Genomic DNA, 18,688 nt, shown 5'->3' with positions numbered 1-18,688 from the left:
GGCGGGCGCGCCTTGACCGGAATCAATTGCGGCGGCGCCGTCTGTCGTCCCAGGCCGACGGCCGGGCCGCAGACGCGAGCCGGCCTAGAGCCGCGTCTCCCAGGCCGTCCAGGCCGCGATCAGCACCAGCCCGCCCGCCATCAGGGCGCGGCCGCCTGCGCCCTGGCTAACGGCGCCCAAACGGCTCACGCGGGCTGCGGTGACGACGATCAGGCCGTGAATCGCCACGCTGACCGCCACATGCATCCCGCCCAGGGTCAGCGCCTGGGGCAGGGCCGGGCCGTAGTCCTGACGCATGAAGCCCGGCAGCAGGGCGATATAGAACAGCGCCGCCTTCGGATTCAGCAGATTGGCGGTCAGGCCCCGCAGGAAAAGCGCACGACGACGATCACGCGTCTGGGGCGCCGGACGGGCCGGACCGCCCTCGCCCTTCCAGGCTTCCCAGGCGAGCCAGAACAGAAACCCCACGCCCGCCCACCGAATGGCCTGATACAGGGCCGGCCAGGCCAGCACGATCTCGGTCAGGCCGAAGGCGGCGGCCAGCATCCACAGGGTCAGGCCCAGGGTGATGCCCGCCACCGCCGACAGCCCCGCCGTCCGCCCCTGAGACACGGACAACAGCGCCAGCCAGCCCATATTGGGGCCGGGCGTGAATTCGATCAGAAGGACCGCGGCCAGGAACGGCAGGATCACGCCTGGATCGACCGGGCCGTTCGTCAGAAATTCCATCCATGCCTCCGGCCCGAGGTCTAGGCCGTGTCGGGCGCCGGGTCCAATCGCGGGGCGTTCGCCGCCGGTCGCCTTCCGCGCGGCGGGGCGGGAACCTCCAGCTTCGCCATACGCTTTCAGCCGATGCTGAGATCCAAGATGAACCCGCGCGTCTTCTGGGGCGCGAGCGCCATAGCCGGGGTCCTGCTGCTGGTGGCCCTGGTCGCGCCCGGCGCCTCGGACCTGTTCTTTGGCCGCGCCCAGGCCTGGGTGATCGACACCTTCGGCTGGTTCTATGTCGCCTCGGTCGCCGGCTTCCTGGCGGTGGCGGCCTATCTGGCCCTGGGGCCGACGGGGCGGCTGAAGCTGGGGCCCGACGACGCCGAGCCCGACTTCCCCTATGTCTCCTGGCTGGCCATGCTGTTCGCCGCCGGCATGGGCATCGGCCTGATGTATTTCGCCGTCGCCGAGCCGATCCAGCATTACGCCGCCCCGCCCGAGGCCGCGCCCGGCACCCTGGACGCCGCGCGCGAGGCCATGGTGATCACCTTCACCCACTGGGGCGTCCACGCCTGGGCCGTCTATGCCATGGTCGGGCTCAGCCTGGCCTATTTCGCGCACCGCAAGGGGCTGCCGCTGACGCTGCGGTCCGGGCTTTCGCCCCTGCTGGGCAAGCGGATCAACGGGCCGATCGGCGACGCCGTCGACATCTTCGCCATCTGCGGCACGCTGTTCGGCATCGCCACCTCGCTGGGCCTGGGCGTGTCCCAGATCAACAGCGGCCTGAACTATCTGACCGGCCTGCCCAATACGCCCTGGATGCAGGTGGGGCTGATCGCCCTGGTCATGGCGGCGGCGACCGCCTCGGTCCTGACCGGGCTGGACAAGGGGGTGCGGCGCCTGTCGGAGCTGAACCTGGTCCTGGCCGTGCTGCTGATGCTGTTCGTGCTGGTGGTCGGGCCGACGGGCTTCCTGCTGAAGGCCCTGGTGCAGAATTTCGGCCTGTATCTGGACCATTTCTTCGTCCGCACCTTCAACCTCTACGCCTATGAGCCGCGCGGCTGGATGGCCAACTGGACCCTGTTCTACTGGGCCTGGTGGATCGCCTGGTCGCCGTTCGTCGGCATGTTCATCGCCCGAATCTCGCGCGGCCGGACGGTGCGGCAGTTCATCATCGGCGTGCTGCTGGTCCCGACCGGCTTCACCTTCCTGTGGATGACGGTGTTCGGAAACACGGCCATCAGCCTGGACATGGGCCAGGCGGCGGGCGCGATTTCGCAGGCGGTGCAGACCGATCTGTCGACCGCCATCTTCCACTTCCTGGAGAACCTGCCGGGGGCGGCGATCACCTCGACCCTGGCGGTGCTGCTGGTGGCGGTCTTCTTCGTCACCTCGGCCGACAGCGGGTCGCTGGTGATCGACACCATCGCCTCGGGCGGGGCGGACGACACGCCGCGCTGGCAGCGGGTCTACTGGTGCACGCTGGAGGGACTGACGGCGGCGGCCTTGCTGCTGGCGGGGGGTCTGAGCGCGCTCCAGGCCGCCACCCTGCTGGCCGCCCTGCCCTTCACCGTCATCATCATCCTGCTGTGTCTGGCCCTGATCCGGCAGATGAACGCCGACCTGAAGGGCGAGACGGTGGAGACCGAGACCCCGCCGCTGGGCGAGCGGTTGAAGCGGATCTTCGCCCCGGCCAGCCGCCGCGACATCGCCCGCCAGATGCAGCGTCACGGCGTCCCCGCCCTGACCGAGGTGCGCGAGGCCCTGGTCGCCGAAGGCCTGGACCAGAGCCGGGTCGAGGCGGACGAACAGGCGGTCTGGCTGGTCGTGCCCCACGCCGAGGGCCGCGACTTCCTTTACCGACTGGGCGCCCGGTCGCGCCCCCTGCCCGCCATCACCCCGTTGGACGCGCCGGAGGGGCGCCGCGCCATCGAATGGCGCATGACGGCCCAGACCGGCGAGGGGACCCGGCCGCGCGACGTGACCGGCTTCACCCGCCAGCAGATCGTCGCCGACGTGCTGGACCATCTGCAGGCCTGGCGGCTGGTCTAGAGGGGAAAGGCGCGTTAGCGTCACGGCAGTCTTCGCCGGAGCCTTTCCTGATGTCCCTTCGCCTGTCGCGCCGTTCCCTGTTCGCTTCCGGAGGCGCGGCGGCGCTGGCGGCCCAAGCCGCCGGCGGTCCCGTCTGGGCGCAGGCGGCCAATGACGATGCGGGTCTGGCCGAGGCGGTGGACGCCTATGTGACCCAGGCCATGGCGGCATGGCCCGACCAGCCGGCGTTGGGGATCGCCGTGGTCAAGGACGGAACGCCGGTGCTGACGCGCGGTTACGGCGTGAAGCTTCAGGGCAAGCCCGCCCGGGCGGACGAACACACCCTGTTCGCCATCGCGTCGAACACCAAGAACGTCACCGCCGCCGCCCTGGCCATCCTGGTCGATGAGGGCAAGGTGGCGTGGGACGCGCCCATTCGCACCTATCTGCCCGGCTTCACCCTGTCGGACCCCTATATCGGCGAACACATCACGGTGCGCGACACCCTGAGCCACCGCGCCGGGTTCGGCCTGGGCGCCGGCGACCTGCTGTTCTGGCCCAACAGCGACCGGACCCGCGCCGAGGTCCTGGCCCAGGCCGCCTTCGTGCCCATCGAGGACGGGTTCCGGGCGCGCTATCACTATTGCAACCTGATGTTCGTGGTCGCCGGGGCGGTGATCGAGGCGGTGTCGGGCCTGACCTGGGAAGACTTCATCCAGACCCGCATCCTGGACCGGGTCGGCATGAGCGAGACCGTGCCCCTGGCGCGGCTGGCCGATCCGGCCAGGTCCGCCCTGCCCCATGGCCGGGTCGGACCGCCGTTGCGCTATCAGGGGGCGATGACGCCGATCGCGGCCTCCATCGTCGAGGTGTGGAACTGGGATTCGGCGGCGGCGGCGGGCGGAATCTGCACCACCCCGACCGACTGGGCCAAGTGGATCGCCGTGCGGCTGAACGACGGCCTGCTGCCCGACGGAACCCGGCTGTTCTCGGAGGCGGCGGCGCGCGAGATGTTCAAGCCCAACATCATCGTCGGCAGCTCGCCCGGACCGACGGCGGAACTGCCGAACCGGGCCATCGCCTCGACCTACGCCATGGGACTGCAGGTTCAGGACTATCGCGGCGAGCGGTTGATCAGCCACGGCGGCGGCTCGCCCGGCGGGATTTCGGCGACCGTGCTGATCCCCGGCCGCAAGACCGGTTTCAGCATCTTCTCCAACGCCGAGGAAAGCTTCCTGCTGCGCGCCCTGCGGTCGGGGATCGCCGACCTGTGCATGGGCAAGGTCGATGTGGACTGGATCGCGGACTCCAAACGGCTGGAGGCCGAGGGCGCCGCCAAGTCCATCGCCGCCGCCGCCGAGATCGACGCCAAACAGGCTGCGGGCGCGGCGCCGTCCATGCCGCTGGACGCCTATGTCGGAACCTGGCGCGACCCCTGGTACGGCGACATCACCATTGAACGGAAGACCGAGGGGCGGGGCCGAAATCGCAAGACCGGCCTTTGGCTGAGCTTCACCCACACCCCGGCGCTGAAGGGCTGGCTAGAACCCTATGACGGCGAGACCTTCCGCACCCGGTTCCCGGACAAGCGCGAGGAGGACGCCTTCGTCACCTTCAACATCCAGACCGCCAAACCGGCCACGGCGACGATGAAGGGCGTGTCGCCCGACATCGACTTCTCATACGACTATCAGGATCTGAAGCTGACGCGGATCTAGCCGATCAGCGCGTGATCTCGACCAGCTCCAGCTTGGCGTCCTGCCTGGGCCAGGGCAGGACCAGCCGCCAGCGGTTCTGGCCGATCCGTTCCAGCACCCCGACCTGGTCGCGTGCGGTGTCTTGGCCATAGGCGGGCACGGTCTTCTGCGCCTCGCCCACGGCCTGGGCTCCGACATAGACCAGGCGACGATCCGTATCCGGATAAAGCAGGCCGCGCATCCGCTGCGGCCCGGCGGTCTTGGCCAGGATCAGATCGCCGCCGGGGGTCATCTCCACCGAACAGGCGGCCCAGGGCTGTTCGACAAAGGCGGCGCCCTGGCCCTCGGCGTGGCGTCCCAGCTTGATCGTGCGGCAGCGATAGTCGCCGGGCGCGGGCTGAAGCCGGCCCGTCTGGGCGGCGTTCGGATCGACCAGAGGCCCCAGGGCCTCGACCTGACGGGCGAAGCCGGCCGTTTCCGCCTCGGCGCGGCTCATGCGCCAGGCCTGATCGAGCCGCCCCAGCAGGCTGGCGTCCCCGGGCGTGGCGACGCTGCGCCAGTTGTCGGTCCCGCCCTGGACCCCGCCGGTCGGGGTCGCCGCCTGCTGTTCGGGCGTCGCCCGGGCGGGCGGCGCGGCGCGGGCCGGCACGCCTGCGGCGGGTTCGGACACGGCGGGGGAAATCTCAGCCGCGCTGTTCGGGCTGTTTTCACCACAGGCCGCAAGGGCGGCGGTGGCGGCGAGGGCGAAGACGAGCGGGGTGCGGCGCATGATCGAGCTTCCGTGGGATACGCCCCCCTAACGGTCGAGCCGCAGCAAGGTTCAGTCAGCCGCCGCTGGCGGGGACCAGTTCGATCAGATCCAGATTGGACTCATACTGCGGCCAGGGCAGGACCAGCCGCCAGCGCGCCTCGCCGATCCGTTCCAGCACGGCGACCATGTCGCGGTCGGGATTGCGGCCGTAGGAGTTGGCGGCCGGCTCCTGGGCCAGGGCCATGGAGCCGAGCAGCAGCATGTGGCGGTCGTTCTCGGGGAACAACAGGCCCGACGGACGCTGCGACCCTGTCAATTTGGTGAACTTCAGGCCGCGCGAGGTCTGTTCGATCCGGCAGGCGAACCAGCCGTAGATCACATAGCCCAGACCATCCTCACCGCCCTGGGAGCCCAGTTTGACGGTGCGGCAGCGGTAGTTTCCGGGCGGCGGCGCCACGTCGGCGCGGCCGGCCCTGGGGTCGATCAGATCGCCCAGACTGTTCAGATCGCCGGATCCACGCTGGCGACCCGCCTGTTGCAGGGCCAGGGTCCAGGCGGCGTCGCGACGCTGATACCGGTCGCGGTCCGCCGCGGTGATGACGCCGCGCCAGTCCATCAGCACCGCGCCGGAGCCGCCGGGCGGCGGCGGGGGCGGTGGAGGCGGCGGGGTCGAGGCGCAGGCCGCGACGGCGACCACGGCGGTCAGGGCGAGACCCCGGACGAGGGTGCGGACGGTCGGGCGAGACTGAACGAACTGACGCATCAAAGCTTCCCTTAACGCTGGTCGGGCCCGACGCTCTGGAGGGCCGAGCCTTATGGCGAAGTCGTCCCTTTAGGCGCCGTATGGGCGGCCGCCGTCAAGGCCGCACGCCCATCGGATCAGGGCGCGCCTCAGTCTTCGCCGTCGGCGACAGCCTCGACCTTGCGGCGCGGGGCGCGGCGACGCGGCGCGGCTTCGGCGTCCGCGGCCGCCTCGGCGGCGGGCGCGGGGGCGGACGAACGGGTCAGGAAGCCCGGCAGGGCGGTCGGGGCGTCGTCATCCGAGGCTGCGGCGGCGACGGCCGGACGACGGGTGCGGCGAGCGGGCCGCTCCTCTGCGGCCGGACCCTCGACGGCAGGCGATTCGACCACCGGCTCGACGCGCTCGGCCACGGGCGCGGCGTCCTGCTGGACGCCGTCGGCGGCTTCGTCCGAACCTGCATTCTCCTGGCCTTCGAAGCGACGGTTGCGTTCCTCGCGGCGACGCTCCCAGCGTTCGCGACGGCTCTCGCGGCGACCGCCCTCGCCCTCGGCGCGGGCCTCGCCGTCTTCGCGCGGCTCGCGGGGTTCACGCGGCGGCTGAGCGTCGCGGGTCTGGTCGCGGTCGCGATCACGGTTCTGATCACGGTTTTGGGTCTGATCCCGGTCACGATCACGATCCCGGTCACGATTCTGGGATGGGTCGCGGTCGCGGTTGAAATCGCGATCCCGGTTTTGGTCCCGGTCGTTGCGGTCGCGGTTCTGGGTCTGGTCGCGCTCGGCGCCGTCCTGGTTTTGACGGTCGGCGGCCTGCCGGTCGGCGGCCTGCTGGGCGGCGACGAAGGCGGCGGCCTGGGCGCCGGATTCGTCCTCGAAATCGATGTCGAAGCCCTGGTTCGACTGTTCGCGCGCGGCGATGTCGGAGAAGGACCGCTGCGGCTGAAGCGCGCGCAGGACGCGGTAATAGTGTTCGGCGTGCTGCTGATAGTTTTCGGCCAGCACCCGGTCGCCGCCGGACGAGGCGTCGCGGGCGAGCTGCTGATAGCGCTCATACACGGTCTGGGCGTTGCCCCGGACCTTGATGTTTTCGGGGCCTTGCGAGTCCCACGAACGATTCGGATTGGCGCTGTTGGCGTTTGAGGCGCCCGCCTTGTTCCGATTGCGTCCGCGCTGACGCTTCATGCCCTTGAAATCTCTCATTCGCGCTACCGTGTGCAGGGATGGAGCCCAGGCCAGCGGCCGGGTCCGTCCGTTTCGTGGTTCCGTCTCGCTCGGGGCCGATCCCCGATTGTCGAACTGTCGGAATGCCTTGTCGCCCGCATGGTGCGCCGGTCCTTTCGGGACCGACCGTCATGATCGGCTCAAGCCGCGAACAGACGGGTGTAGGCCCGGAAAGCTGCGTTTGAGTGGGAGACGAAGGAGACTTAGCCTGTGCGCCGTCCCTTTCCAAGGGGTTTTCGTCAAAGCGTCGCACCCCACGCCTAACAGCCCCGCTTTGCCGATGGCCCTCCGCTGGGCTAGGCATGACCTTTGCGACGACGACGAGGCTTTTTTCATGCGCGTTCTGGTTCTGGGCGGCGACGGTTTCTGCGGCTGGCCGACGGCCCTGCACCTGTCGGCCAAAGGTTGGGACGTGACCGTCGTCGACAACCTGAGCCGGCGCAACATCGACAACGAGCTGGAGGTCCAGTCCCTGACGCCGATCCGCACCATGGGCGAGCGGATCAAGGCCTGGAAAGAGGTGTCGGGCCGCGACATCGGCTTCGTCAACATGACGGTCGGCAAGGAGTTCGACCGGCTGGTCGCCCTGATCCGCGACCTGGCGCCCGACAGCGTGGTGCATTTCGCCGAACAGCGGGCGGCCCCCTATTCGATGAAGTCGGCGCGGCACAAGCTCTACACCGTCGACAACAACATCAACGCCACCAACCATCTGCTGGCCGCCATCGTCGAAAGCGGGCTGGACGTGCATCTGGCCCACCTGGGCACCATGGGGGTCTATGGCTACGGCACCGCCGGCCTGCGCATCCCCGAGGGCTATCTGAAGGTGACGGTGGACACCGACCACGGCCCGGCCGAGCAGGAAATCCTGTTCCCGCCCAATCCGGGCAGCATCTATCACATGACCAAGACGCAGGACGCCCTGCTGTTCCAGTTCTACGCCCGCAACGACGCCTTGCGGATCACCGACCTGCACCAGGGCATCGTCTGGGGGACGCAGACGGTCGAGACCAAGCTGGACGAGCGGCTGATCAACCGGTTCGACTATGACGGCGACTATGGCACGGTGCTGAACCGGTTCCTGATGCAGGCGGCGGTCGGCTATCCGCTGACGGTCCACGGATCGGGCGGCCAGACGCGGGCCTTCATCCATATCCAGGACACGGTGCGCTGCGTCGAACTGGCGCTCAAGAACCCGCCCAAGCGCGGCGACCGGGTCAAGATCCTGAACCAGATGACCGAAAGCCGCCGGGTCCGCGACCTGGCCGCCATGATCGCCGACAAGACCGGCGCCGTGGTCCACAATGTCGCCAATCCGCGCCAGGAGGCCGACGAGAACGACCTGGTCGTCGCCAACGACCAGTTTCGCGACCTGGGGCTGAAGCCCATCACCCTGGCCCAGGGCCTGATGGACGAGGTGACGGAGATCGCCCGCCACTACGCCGACCGGGCCGACCTGACACGGGTGCCCTGTGTCTCCGCCTGGAACCAACGCCGGGCCGAGGCGCTGGAAAATGAAGCGCGGCCGTATGCGCCGCCCCAAGTCCTGTCTGCCTGAGTAGATCGATGCCCGACGCCGCCCCTGCTCCTTCGTCCGGCCGCGAGCCGTGCCTGCTGGTCTTCGGCGGCGGCTATCTGGGCCGGGCGGCGGCGCTGGAGGCGATCCGGCGCGGCGGGCGGGCCGTCGCCACCTCGCGCGACGCCGAACGCCGCCGGTCCCTGTCGGCCGAGGGGGTCACGGCGATCGACCCCGCCGATCCCGAGGCCCTGAAGACCGCGCTGGAGGCCGCCACGGCGGTTCTGGTCACGGCCGCGCCCGACGCCCACGGCTGCCCCGGTCTGCGCGCCCTGGGGCCGGTGGCGTCCCAGGCCTGGCCCGACTGGATCGGATACGTCTCCTCGACCAGCGTCTATGGCGACCGGGCCGGGGGCTGGGTGTTCGAGGACGGACCGCTGAACGCCGCCAGCCTGGAGGGGGCGCGGCGGGTGCGGGTCGAGCGCGACTGGCTGGACGGCGGTCAGGGCATGGGGCTGACGGTGCAGATCTTCCGCCTGCCGGGCTTCTATGGCCCCGGCCGCAGCGTGGTCGAACGGCTGCGCGACGGGACGGCCAGACTGGTGCGCAAACCGGGCCAGGTCTTCAACCGCATCCATGTGGACGACGTGGTCTCGGCCCTGTTCGCCTCGATGGACCGGCCCAGGCCCGGCGCCGCCTATAATCTGACCGACGACGAACCCGCCGCAGCCGATGTGGTGGTGGAATGGGCCGCCGCGAAAATGGGCCTGCCGCGCCCGCCCGAGATCGACTGGACCGACGACAGCGTCAGCGAGGCCATGCGGCGCTTCTATCTGGATTCCAAACGGGTCTCGAACGCCCTGGCCAAGGCGGAACTGGGCTGGCGTCCGAAATATCCGACCTGGCGCGAGGGGCTGGCGACGATGCTGGAGACGCCGCCGCCGTTGCGGTTGGTGGGCTGATCACGCCGTCATCCTCGGGTCGAGCCCGAGGATGACGGATGAATGCGGTCGCGCGCTCAAGCCGCGAGCGACCGCGTCGCGAGCATAGCGCGCTTAAAAGGGCAGCAGGTTGCGCTGACGGCTGTAGCTCATGGTGCCGATATTGGCGCCCAGGCGCAGGCCGACGCCGGTGCGGATGGGGGCCAGGACGATGCCGTCGGCCTGCTGATAGTTCACGCCCAGGCCGGCGATCAGATAGGCCGAACCTTCGACGCCCGGATAGCGACGATAGATCATGTCGGGGTGATACAGGCCGTACACCAGGGTGAAGACCCGGCTGGCGTTGCCGCCCCAGTCCCAGCCGATCGAAGCCCCCTGCCAGAACACCTCCTGCGAGGCCGACAGGTCCTTCATGTGCAGGGCGCCGCGCCCGTAGCGCGCGCCCACGACCACGGCGCCGGACCCTTCTTCGCCGGCGATATAGGCCGTGGGGCGGTCGCCCTGGTCGGCGAAGACCCGCTCGATGGCGCCGCCCACGACCTCGGCCGCGATGCCCAGTTCCTTGGACCCGGCCGCGACCAGTTCGTCGAAGCTGTAGGCCGGCGCCGTATTGTCCGAACGGATCGGATAATTCGGATTGGCCGGCGCCGTGGCGCAGGCCCCGACGGACGAGGCGCCGGCGGCGGTGGCCAGGCCGGAAAGGATCAGTTGGCGGCGATGCATGGGGGCGCTCCTAAAGGCGGCGAGGGACAGCCAGCGAGGACGCCGGGCTTTGTGACACCGTCCCCGACCTTTACGGCAGCCTTGCGGCTTCAAGGTTAACGGGGGCTTACTCCTCCCCCTCTGGGCGAGGTGGCGCGGCCCGCAGGGCAGGGCCGTGACGGAGGGGATACGGCTGGCTGCGGCATCTATCGGGCCCACAACACCGAAATCCGTGTCAGGCCCCCTCCACCACCGCGCGAAGAGGCGCGGCGGTCCCCCTCCCCCAACGGGGGAGGAATGCGAACGGCGGCGACCGAAATCCTCCCCCCTTGGGGGAGGTGGATCGCCGCAGAGCGCCGTGACGGAGGGGGCCCGTCAGCCCCGCAGCCTGCCGCCCTGCTTCTCCACCGCCGCCACGATCTTGGCGGTAAGGGCTTCGATCTCGGCCTCTGCCAGGGTCGCCTCGCGCGGCTGGATCAAGACTTCCAGGGCGACGGACTTGAAGCCGTCGTCCACGCCCTTGCCGCGATAGACGTCGAACACGCGGACATCGGCGATCAGGGCCTTGTCGGCGCCGGCCGCAGCCCGGACCAGATCGCCGACCGGTTTGGCGTCCTCGACCACGAAGGCGAAGTCGCGGGTCAGGGGCATGAAGGCCGACAGGTCCGCCGATCCTCGCGCCTTGCCCGACTTGCCGCGCGGCTCGGGCACGGCGTCCAGCACGATCTCGAAGCCCAGCATCGGGCCGTCGGCGTCCAGCGCCTTCAGCATGCGCGGATGCAGTTCGCCGAACTCGACCATCACATTCTTCGGCCCCAGCTGCAGCCGGGCCGAACGGCCGGGGTGCCACCAGTCGCGGTTCTGACCCTGGGCCAGTTGCAGCGAGGCGACCGGGGCGCCGATCTCTTCCAGCAGGGTGGTCAGATCGGCCTTCAGGGCGAACAGGGCGTCCTCTCCGGCGCCGGCCCAGTGGCGGGCGGCGTGGGGGGCGACCAGGGCGGCGATGACCGTGCGCTGATCCTTCGGGCCGTCGCCCAGATAGATGGGGCCGATCTCGAACAGGGCGGCGTCGGCGAAGCCGCGCGCGGCGTTGCGCGCCGCCGCCTGGATCAGGTTGGGCAGGGCCGAGGGGCGCATACAGTCCAGATCGGCCGCGATCGGGTTCTCCAGCACCAGCCGGTCGTCCCCGCCGCCGAACAGGGCGGCCGTGGACTGTTTGGTGAAGGACCAGGTGACGGCCTCGGCGTAGCCCAGGGCGGCAAGCGCCCGGCGCGCCGTGCGGACGCGGGCCTGGCGCGGGCTCAGCACCCCGCCGGCGGGGCGGGCGACTTCAGGCAGAGAGGTGTCGGGCAGGCTGTCGAAGCCCTCGATCCGCGCCACTTCCTCGACCAGATCCGCCCGACCCTCGACGTCGCGCCGCCACGACGGCGGGGTGACGATCCAGGGTTCGGCCTGACCGGCCGGCGCGGCCGTGATCAGGAAGCCGAGCTGGCCCAGGATGGTCCCGATCCGGTCGTCGTCCAGGTCCATGCCCGTCAGACGCTTCACATAGGCGGGGTCGAAGGCGAAGGGCGCCGGGCTGGCCGGGGGGTCGCCGACGAAGACGATCTCGGACGGTTCGCCGCCGCACAGGTCCAGGATCAGGCGGGTGGCCAGCTCCAAGCCGGGCGTGACCGAGACCGGATCGACGCCGCGCGCGAACCGGTACTGGGCGTCGGAATGGATGCCCAGCGCACGGCCGGTCTGGGCGATGACCAGGGGGTCGAACCAGGCGCTTTCGATGAAGACGTCGGTCGTGGTCTCGTCGCAGCCGGTGCTTTCGCCGCCCATCACCCCGCCCAGGCCGATGGGGCGCTCGCCCCCGGCGTCGGCGATGACGCAGTCGGTCGACGCGGCCACATAGGTCTTGCCGTCCAGGGCGATCAGATGTTCGGGCTCGCCGCCCTCGATATGAGCCGTCTCGGCCGAGACCTGGCCGCCGCGCACCACGATCTCGGTCCCGACCAGCTTGGCCACATCATAGACGTGCAGCGGCCGGGCGCGGTCATAGGCGATCAGATTGGTCACATCGACCAGACGATTGATCGGGCGCAGACCGATGGCGGTCAGGCGTTTCTGCAGCCAGGCCGGCGACGGCCCGTTCTTGACGCCCCGGATCACCCGGCCGGCGAAGACCGGGCACATCTCGGGCGCGTCCAGCCGCACGGTGATCGGCGACGGGAAGGCTCCGCGCACCACGGCGATGTCGAAATGCTTCAGCCTGCCGACGCTGGCGGCGGCCAGATCCCGCGCGATGCCGGCGACGCCCAGCCAGTCGGGCCGGTTCGGCGTCACTTCGAAGTCGATGACCGGCTCGGCGCCGAACAGGCCGGCGACCGGGGTCCCGACCGGGATTTCCGGCGGCAGTTCCTGAATGCCGTCGCTCTCGTCGGCCAGCTCCAGCTCGGACGCCGAGCACAGCATGCCGTTGGACACCACGCCGCGCACGGGCTTCTCGACCAGGGTCACGCCCAGGCCGGGCACATAGGCGCCGATGGGGGCGTAGATGGTGGTCAGGCCCGCCCGTGCGTTCGGCGCGCCGCAGACGATCTCTTTCACGCCATCAACCGTCTCGACCTGGCAGACCTGCAGCCGGTCGGCGTTGGGATGACGCTCGGCCGACAGGATCCTGGCCACGGTGAAGGGCGCCAGCTTGGCGGCGGGGTCGAGAACCTCTTCGACCTCCAGCCCGGCCATGGTCATGGCCTCGGCGATCTGATGGACGTCAGCCTCGGTCTCGAGGTGATCCTTGAGCCAGGAAAGGGTGAATTTCACAAGGCTGCTCCCTATTCGCCGCCGATGCCCGACATCATGTCGAGGAAGGACTGCGGCCCCGTGAAACCAACATTGTAGAATTCACAGTTGTCGAAGACACAGTCACGCATCGGCACGGTTCCGAAGGCGTGGTCTCCCATCGGGCGCAGGAGCAAGTTGCGGATATCGCCCTTGCCGTCACCGAAATTGGTGTTGTCGAATTGCACGCCCGAAGAGGCGAGCAGGACCGCCGGCCCTTGGAGACGGCAACGACGGAAGGTCCTTCCGGTGATCATCTCGGGCCGCGCACTGCCGATGACGGCCGCATACAGTTCGAACAAATTCATGTCCACGTCTTCGAAGACGGTCGCCCTCAGATCGACCGCTGGCCGGATTGGACGATTGAGCGGTACATGAGCCATCAGCCTACCACCTTGGCGTTCGCCAGCAGTTTCGTCATGTCCGCCAGAAATTCCGGATTTCCAGTGTAGCCGATCTGGACCATGCGACACCGGATGAAGGCGCAGTTTTCCAGACCGATCACTCCGACGAGCGTCGGTCCTCTGGGCGTAAACAACAGCGACTGCGGGTCGGACGCCGACCCCATATGGCAGGATTCGAAAGTCGTGCCGCCCAGCGGCGTGATCATCGCCGGCCCCTCGATCACGCAATCGGTAAACGTCTTGTTGCGAACCACGGGCTCGCCGGCGTTCATCAGTTGAACCGAAAGAAGAGGCAACCAGATTGCTTCCCTTTCGAAGGTCGTGCGAGCAGCCAGTTCGCGGCCATAGGATTCGGACAGGATATTTTTCATCGGAACATCAATCAGCTCAGGCCCGAGGCCGGATTGGGGGCGGCGAAGGCCGAGAAGCCGTAGTGGGCCAGCCAGCGCGTGTCGGCGTCGAACATGGGGCGCAGGTCCGGCACGCCGTATTTCAGCATGGCCAGCCGATCCACCCCCATGCCGAAGGCGAAGCCCTGATATTCGTCCGGGTCGATGCCGCAGTTCTTCAGCACATTGGGATGCACCATCCCGCAGCCCAGGATCTCCAGCCAGTCGTCGCCGGTGTTGAACACCAGTTTGCCGCCGGACCGGTCGCAGCGGATGTCCATCTCGGCCGAGGGTTCGGTGAAGGGGAAATGGTGCGGACGGAACCGCGCCTGGACCTCGTCCAGCTCGAAGAAGCGGGCGATGAAGGTCTGAAGCGTGGTCTTCAGGTGGCCCATGTGAATGTCGCGGTCGATCACCAGGCCTTCGATCTGGTGGAACATCGGCGTGTGGGTGGCGTCCGAATCCTTACGGAAGGTGCGGCCCGGCGCGATGATGCGGATCGGCGGTTTCTGGCTCATCATGGTGCGAACCTGCACCGGCGAGGTGTGGGTGCGCAGCACCTTGCGCTCGCCCGTCTCGGGATCGGGCTTCAGGAAGAAGGTGTCGTGCATCTCCCGCGCCGGGTGTTTGGGCGGGAAGTTCAGGGCGGTGAAATTGTGGAAGTCGTCCTCGATGTCCGGGCCTTCCGCGACCGCAAAGCCCATCTCGGCGAACAGGGCGATCATCTCGTCCATCACCTGCATGGTCGGGTGGACCCCGCCCTTGCGACGCGGCCGGGCCGGCAGGGTCAGGTCGACGCGCTCGGCCTGAAGCCGGGCGTCCAGTTCGGCGGCCTCCAGCTCGGCCTTCTTGGCGGCGATGGCGGCGGACACGCGGTCGCGCAGGCCGTTGATCATCGGCCCCTGTTCGCGGCGTTCGTCGGGGCTCATGGCCCCCATCCCCTTCAGCAGCCCGGAGACGGAGCCGGACTTGCCCAGGGCGGCGACGCGCACCTCTTCGAGGGCGGCGACGCTCTCTGCGCCGCCGATGGCGTTGATCAGTTCGAGTTCGAGTGTGGCGAGATCGGTCATTTGGCCCGTGCATTAGCGGGCCGGGGCGCGTTCGTCACCCTTGAAGGCGCGTGGCGGGCCTGATCAGGGCGCAGAGGCGATGGCGGCAAGCTGGTCGGCCGGCGCCTTGTTCGCCGCGACGATCCAGGCGGGCGGTTCCGGCTCCCAGCGAATGGGCCTTCCCTCGGTGCTGGTCCAGCGGTGCAGCCAGGAGATCCCGTTGGCACGGACATAGCGATCTTCATGAGCATAGATCGGGTCCGACAAGGCCTGTTCCAGCGTCACGAACCGATAGCCGCGCGCCAGATACAGGGCGTGGATCTGCGGGTACCAGTCCTGGTTCAGGCTGTTGGCGTGCAGCAGCAGGATCTGGGCCGGCTCGCGACCGCCGGTCAGTTCGGCGCTATAGGGTTCGAAGAAGTCCAGCACCGTGGTCATATGGGCCACATAGGCTTCGCCGATCCGCCGTTTCAGCGCCTCGTCGCCCAGTTGCTCGGCCTTGCGATAGACGTCGCCGAACATCCAGTCGTTGTTGTCGATCGTGACGGGCGCGACCGTATAGCCGCGCTGGGCTAGGCCGGCGGCGATGGCGTCATGCTTCTCCTGGGTCTCGCCGGTGAACAGATAGGGATGACGGAACCAGCGCAGGGCCCGGCCGCGCGCCTCCAGCACCGCGCGCGTGTTGGGGGCCCCGGCGTCCACATCGGCCAGATAGGCCTCAGCCGTCGTGCGGTGGATGTTGATGTGGCTGAAGCTGTGGTTGCCCAGGTCAAGCCCGCCGTCCAGCCAGACGTTCAGCGCAGCCGGGAGGGCCGTGGCCCGGACAGGCTCGCAGACCTTGCCCTCGTTGACGAAGGCCGTCCCCTGGGTGTCGAGCGGCTTCAGCATGGCCACGAAATCCGTGGTCAGCCGCATCAGTTCGGCGGGTTCGCACAGCGCCGCCTCCGACGCCTGATAGGGCAGGTCGTCGAAGGTCACGGCGACCCGGCGGTCCTGTGCGGCCGCCGGGAAGGCCAGGGCGGCGACCGCCGCAAGACCGCAGATCAGGACACGTATCCCCATGCGTCCAGACTAGTCCGGACTTCCGCGCATGGGAACCGGCGCTGTTATCATCCGCCTTCGGATCAACTGTCCGCAACGCGCCGTGAAAGGTTCATGATCGGCAAAGCCGTTGTTAAATATCACCGGTTAAGCCCGCCTTCGTGGACATAAGGGGGGCCGAATGCCGCTGATCGGTGATTTCGTTGACTTGATCGCGCCGGTGGCTCCGTCCACGCCGGGCGCCGAGGTGTTCGAACGCTTCCAGACCGAGCCGAACACCCTGGCCCTGGCCGTCGTGAACGATGACGGGCGCCCGGTCGGCATCATCGAGCGCAACGCCTTCACCCTGCGCATGGCGGCCGAGTTCGGGCGCGCCCTGTACGCCAAGAAGCCGGCCGAAAGCCTGATGGACCGCAACGCCCCCATTGCGGAGGCCGGGACCAGCGCAGAGACCTTCTTCCAGGCCTATGGCGCGGCGGAACTGGGCGCCCTGCTGAGCGGCTTCATCGTCGTGGCCGAGGGACGTTATGTCGGCGTCGGCACGGCTCTGCAGGTCGTCCAGGCCGGCGCCGCCCTGCACCGCCAGCGGGCCGAGGAAATGGGGGCCCTGGCGCGGGACCTGGCCATAGCCGAGGCCGAAGCCGTCGCCTCCAGCCGCGCCAAGTCCGAATTCCTGGCCGTCATGAGCCATGAGATCCGCACGCCGTTGAACGGGGTCCTGGGCGTCGCCGCCCTGATGGAGCGGAAGCTCGAACAGGAAGAGCTTCGTCCCTACGTCCGCACCGTCATCGATTCCGGCCAGAGCCTGCTGCGGCTGCTGACCGACGCCCTGGACATGTCGCGCGCCTCGGCCGGGATGCTGACCCTGGAGGAAGAACCGCTGGACCTGTCCGCCGTCGCCTTCGACATCGACGCCCTGTGGCGGCCGCGCGCCGAGGAGAAGGGCCTGAACCTGACCGTCCGCACCGACCTCGAGGCCGGTCCCTGGGTCCTGGCGGACGGGATGCGGGTGAAACAGCTGCTGAACAACCTGGTCGGAAACGCCCTGAAATTCACCCAGACCGGCGGCGTGGCCGCCACCCTGGTCAGCCGCAGTTCCGACACGGGCCTGAGCGTCGAACTGACCGTGGACGACAGCGGCCCCGGCGTGCCGGAGGCGGCGGCCGCGACCATCTTCGACCCCTTCAATATCGGCAAGGCCGGACGCGAGGGCGCCGGCGCCGGACTGGGGCTGGCCATCTGCCGTCAGATCGCCGAACGGATGGGCGGCGGCATCAGCCTGGGCGTCTCGCCGATGGGCGGGGCGCGGTTCCAGGTCCGGCTGCCGCTGAGCGCCTGCGCCGCCGACGCGGGGGCCGTCGGTCCGGTCATGGCCGAGCCGACGCCGCACGAAACCCTGCATGTGCTGGTGGTCGACGACAACGCCACCAACCGCTTCGTCGCCGCCAAGCTGCTGGAGATGTTCGGCTGCACCGCCGAAATGGCCGAGAACGGCCAGGAGGCGCTGGACGCCGTCCAGGCTCGCCCGTTCGATCTCGCCCTGATGGACATCAAGATGCCGGTCATGGACGGGGTCGCCGCCACCCGCGCCATCCGCGCCCTGTCCGGCCCGGCCTCGCGCCTGCCGATCCTGGCCCTGACCGCCAACGCCGAGGAAGGCGACGAGCTGGACTATATCGCCGCCGGCATGAACGGCGTGGCCCAGAAGCCGATCCAGCCCGACGCCCTGCTGAACGCCATCCGCCTGGTGCTGGCGGCGGCTCAGACCGCCCCCGTGCCGCAAGCCGCCTGAGTCCGCCCCGAACCGGGCTTGAGGCCTGAAACGAAGAACGCCCGCCCCGGAAGACCGGAGCGGGCGTTGATCTTTTCGAACGCGGACGGGCCTTGGCCCGGCGCCCTTAGGCCAGGGCGGCGCGAACCTTGTCGGCCACGGCCTTGAAGCCCGCACCGTCGGCGGCGATCGAGGCCAGGACCTTGCGGTCCAGTTCGATGCCAGCCTTGTTCAGGCCGTTGATGAACTGGCTGTAGGTGAAGCCTTCGATACGCGCGGCGGCGTTGATGCGCTGGATCCACAGGGCGCGGAAGTTGCGCTTCTTGGCGCGACGGTCGCGATAGGCGTATTGCCCGGCGCGGTCGACGGCGGCCTTGGCCGTGCGGATCGTATTCTTGCGGCGGCCGGAGAAGCCCTTGGCCTGCTCCAGAACCTTCTTGTGCTTGGCGTGCGAAGTTACGCCACGTTTAACGCGAGCCATGTCGCTATTCCTTCAAATTCTTTGGGTTGAGATCCGTCGTACAGCGCGCGCCGATCAGGCGTACGGCATGTAGGACTTGATCTTCTTGGCGTCGGCGTCGGCCATGACCGAGGTGCCGCGGTTCTGGCGGATGTATTTCGAGTTGTGGCTGATCAAGCGGTGACGCTTGCCCGCAACCCCGGCCTTGACCTTGCCAGTGGCCGTGAATTTGAAGCGCTTCTTGGCGCCCGACTTCGTCTTCAGTTTCGGCATTTCGATCTCCTTGTTGGAGGGGCTACCGTCCTTCGGACTACTTGAGCCCGTTGGATGAGGTGTCTCTCCAGAGTTATGAACCGCCTAGGCATGCCTGTTCGCCTGGCGGTTCGGTACGCGAAGGCGCGGCTTGTAAGCGAAGACGCCGGCCGACGCAAGATGAG

The 18,688-nt window shown here is 68.8% G+C and carries 17 protein-coding genes; 5 read left to right on the top strand and 12 right to left on the bottom strand.

Translation table 11 applies throughout. The annotated features are described in order from the left end of the window. Positions 1 to 84: 84 nt before the first annotated feature. A complete protein-coding gene (locus AC1RSI_RS13370; protein ID WP_154726878.1) occupies positions 85 to 729 on the bottom strand; it encodes a LysE family translocator in 645 nt (214 codons plus the stop codon). Positions 730 to 867: 138 nt separating this feature from the next. Here AC1RSI_RS13370 and AC1RSI_RS13365 point away from each other — a divergent pair, with 138 nt between their 5' ends. After that, positions 868 to 2,760 carry a BCCT family transporter gene (locus AC1RSI_RS13365; RefSeq protein WP_291757145.1) on the top strand — a complete coding sequence of 631 codons (1,893 nt, stop codon included), beginning with the start codon at positions 868 to 870 and terminating at the stop codon, positions 2,758 to 2,760. Between the two features lie 50 nt (positions 2,761 to 2,810). After that, on the top strand, positions 2,811 to 4,457 hold the full coding sequence (locus AC1RSI_RS13360) for a serine hydrolase (RefSeq protein WP_154726877.1): 1,647 nt from the start codon (positions 2,811 to 2,813) through the stop codon (positions 4,455 to 4,457). 4 nt (positions 4,458 to 4,461) lie between these two features. Here the strand turns inward: AC1RSI_RS13360 and AC1RSI_RS13355 are convergent, their stop codons facing one another. From AC1RSI_RS13355 to AC1RSI_RS13345, 3 genes are all read right to left on the bottom strand, one after another. After that, positions 4,462 to 5,205 carry a DUF4893 domain-containing protein gene (locus tag AC1RSI_RS13355; RefSeq protein WP_154726876.1) on the bottom strand — a complete coding sequence of 248 codons (744 nt, stop codon included), beginning with the start codon at positions 5,203 to 5,205 and terminating at the stop codon, positions 4,462 to 4,464. Positions 5,206 to 5,260: 55 nt separating this feature from the next. After that, on the bottom strand, positions 5,261 to 5,950 hold the full coding sequence (locus AC1RSI_RS13350; RefSeq protein WP_008260147.1) for a DUF4893 domain-containing protein: 690 nt from the start codon (positions 5,948 to 5,950) through the stop codon (positions 5,261 to 5,263). Positions 5,951 to 6,078: 128 nt separating this feature from the next. Beyond that, positions 6,079 to 7,125, bottom strand: coding sequence for a DUF4167 domain-containing protein (locus tag AC1RSI_RS13345; protein ID WP_154726390.1), 1,047 nt, complete (start codon positions 7,123 to 7,125; stop codon positions 6,079 to 6,081). Between the two features lie 355 nt (positions 7,126 to 7,480). Between AC1RSI_RS13345 and AC1RSI_RS13340 the strand changes: the two genes are divergently transcribed. Together AC1RSI_RS13340 and AC1RSI_RS13335 are read left to right on the top strand one after the other, a co-directional pair. Beyond that, on the top strand, positions 7,481 to 8,704 hold the full coding sequence (locus AC1RSI_RS13340; protein ID WP_008259673.1) for an NAD-dependent epimerase/dehydratase family protein: 1,224 nt from the start codon (positions 7,481 to 7,483) through the stop codon (positions 8,702 to 8,704). A gap of 8 nt (positions 8,705 to 8,712) precedes the next feature. Further along, on the top strand, positions 8,713 to 9,624 hold the full coding sequence (locus AC1RSI_RS13335) for a Rossmann-fold NAD(P)-binding domain-containing protein (RefSeq protein ID WP_154726389.1): 912 nt from the start codon (positions 8,713 to 8,715) through the stop codon (positions 9,622 to 9,624). Between the two features lie 93 nt (positions 9,625 to 9,717). Here the strand turns inward: AC1RSI_RS13335 and AC1RSI_RS13330 are convergent, their stop codons facing one another. From AC1RSI_RS13330 to AC1RSI_RS13305, 6 genes are all read right to left on the bottom strand, one after another. Next, positions 9,718 to 10,326, bottom strand: coding sequence for a DUF1134 domain-containing protein (locus AC1RSI_RS13330; RefSeq protein WP_008260390.1), 609 nt, complete (start codon positions 10,324 to 10,326; stop codon positions 9,718 to 9,720). Between the two features lie 354 nt (positions 10,327 to 10,680). After that, positions 10,681 to 13,119: a phenylalanine--tRNA ligase subunit beta gene (pheT, locus tag AC1RSI_RS13325; protein ID WP_447941202.1), complete on the bottom strand. Its 2,439-nt coding sequence runs from the start codon at positions 13,117 to 13,119 to the stop codon at positions 10,681 to 10,683. Between the two features lie 11 nt (positions 13,120 to 13,130). Then, positions 13,131 to 13,445, bottom strand: coding sequence for a hypothetical protein (locus AC1RSI_RS13320; RefSeq protein WP_447941203.1), 315 nt, complete (start codon positions 13,443 to 13,445; stop codon positions 13,131 to 13,133). Between the two features lie 74 nt (positions 13,446 to 13,519). Next, a complete protein-coding gene (locus tag AC1RSI_RS13315; RefSeq protein WP_291752839.1) occupies positions 13,520 to 13,912 on the bottom strand; it encodes a hypothetical protein in 393 nt (130 codons plus the stop codon). Positions 13,913 to 13,923: 11 nt separating this feature from the next. After that, on the bottom strand, positions 13,924 to 15,000 hold the full coding sequence (gene pheS, locus AC1RSI_RS13310) for a phenylalanine--tRNA ligase subunit alpha (protein ID WP_291752837.1): 1,077 nt from the start codon (positions 14,998 to 15,000) through the stop codon (positions 13,924 to 13,926). 63 nt (positions 15,001 to 15,063) lie between these two features. Beyond that, positions 15,064 to 16,041 (bottom strand): polysaccharide deacetylase family protein, encoded by a 978-nt coding sequence (locus tag AC1RSI_RS13305; RefSeq protein WP_291752835.1) that lies wholly within the window; start codon positions 16,039 to 16,041, stop codon positions 15,064 to 15,066. Between the two features lie 160 nt (positions 16,042 to 16,201). On the opposite strand from AC1RSI_RS13305, the gene AC1RSI_RS13300 reads away from it, so the two are divergent. Further along, a complete protein-coding gene (locus tag AC1RSI_RS13300) occupies positions 16,202 to 17,812 on the top strand; it encodes a response regulator (RefSeq protein WP_447941204.1) in 1,611 nt (536 codons plus the stop codon). Between the two features lie 106 nt (positions 17,813 to 17,918). On the opposite strand, the gene rplT is transcribed toward AC1RSI_RS13300, so the two are convergent. Further along, positions 17,919 to 18,272, bottom strand: a complete 354-nt coding sequence (rplT, locus tag AC1RSI_RS13295; RefSeq protein ID WP_008258832.1) for a 50S ribosomal protein L20 — start codon at positions 18,270 to 18,272, stop codon at positions 17,919 to 17,921. A 54-nt stretch (positions 18,273 to 18,326) separates the two neighbouring features. Next, entirely contained in the window at positions 18,327 to 18,524 is a 198-nt protein-coding gene (gene rpmI, locus AC1RSI_RS13290; RefSeq protein ID WP_003166435.1) for a 50S ribosomal protein L35, read from the bottom strand. Positions 18,525 to 18,688: the final 164 nt, after the last annotated feature.

Source organism: Brevundimonas sp. GW821-FHT10E09 (genome assembly GCF_058809375.1).
The sequence above is the reverse complement of the archived record's forward strand: the minus strand, read 5'-3'. Positions and strand labels throughout refer to the sequence as shown.

What these genes read in the sequence shown, in the direction of transcription:
- AC1RSI_RS13370 (WP_154726878.1), bottom strand. Translation starts at nt 729, where the DNA reads ATGGAATTTCTGACGAACGGCCCGGTCGATCCAGGCGTGATCCTGCCG.
- AC1RSI_RS13365 (WP_291757145.1), top strand. Translation starts at nt 868, where the DNA reads ATGAACCCGCGCGTCTTCTGGGGCGCGAGCGCCATAGCCGGGGTCCTG.
- AC1RSI_RS13360 (WP_154726877.1), top strand. Translation starts at nt 2,811, where the DNA reads ATGTCCCTTCGCCTGTCGCGCCGTTCCCTGTTCGCTTCCGGAGGCGCG.
- AC1RSI_RS13355 (WP_154726876.1), bottom strand. Translation starts at nt 5,205, where the DNA reads ATGCGCCGCACCCCGCTCGTCTTCGCCCTCGCCGCCACCGCCGCCCTT.
- AC1RSI_RS13350 (WP_008260147.1), bottom strand. Translation starts at nt 5,950, where the DNA reads ATGCGTCAGTTCGTTCAGTCTCGCCCGACCGTCCGCACCCTCGTCCGG.
- AC1RSI_RS13345 (WP_154726390.1), bottom strand. Translation starts at nt 7,125, where the DNA reads ATGAGAGATTTCAAGGGCATGAAGCGTCAGCGCGGACGCAATCGGAAC.
- AC1RSI_RS13340 (WP_008259673.1), top strand. Translation starts at nt 7,481, where the DNA reads ATGCGCGTTCTGGTTCTGGGCGGCGACGGTTTCTGCGGCTGGCCGACG.
- AC1RSI_RS13335 (WP_154726389.1), top strand. Translation starts at nt 8,713, where the DNA reads ATGCCCGACGCCGCCCCTGCTCCTTCGTCCGGCCGCGAGCCGTGCCTG.
- AC1RSI_RS13330 (WP_008260390.1), bottom strand. Translation starts at nt 10,326, where the DNA reads ATGCATCGCCGCCAACTGATCCTTTCCGGCCTGGCCACCGCCGCCGGC.
- AC1RSI_RS13320 (WP_447941203.1), bottom strand. Translation starts at nt 13,445, where the DNA reads ATGAATTTGTTCGAACTGTATGCGGCCGTCATCGGCAGTGCGCGGCCC.
- AC1RSI_RS13315 (WP_291752839.1), bottom strand. Translation starts at nt 13,912, where the DNA reads ATGAAAAATATCCTGTCCGAATCCTATGGCCGCGAACTGGCTGCTCGC.
- pheS (WP_291752837.1), bottom strand. Translation starts at nt 15,000, where the DNA reads ATGACCGATCTCGCCACACTCGAACTCGAACTGATCAACGCCATCGGC.
- AC1RSI_RS13305 (WP_291752835.1), bottom strand. Translation starts at nt 16,041, where the DNA reads ATGGGGATACGTGTCCTGATCTGCGGTCTTGCGGCGGTCGCCGCCCTG.
- AC1RSI_RS13300 (WP_447941204.1), top strand. Translation starts at nt 16,202, where the DNA reads ATGCCGCTGATCGGTGATTTCGTTGACTTGATCGCGCCGGTGGCTCCG.
- rplT (WP_008258832.1), bottom strand. Translation starts at nt 18,272, where the DNA reads ATGGCTCGCGTTAAACGTGGCGTAACTTCGCACGCCAAGCACAAGAAG.
- rpmI (WP_003166435.1), bottom strand. Translation starts at nt 18,524, where the DNA reads ATGCCGAAACTGAAGACGAAGTCGGGCGCCAAGAAGCGCTTCAAATTC.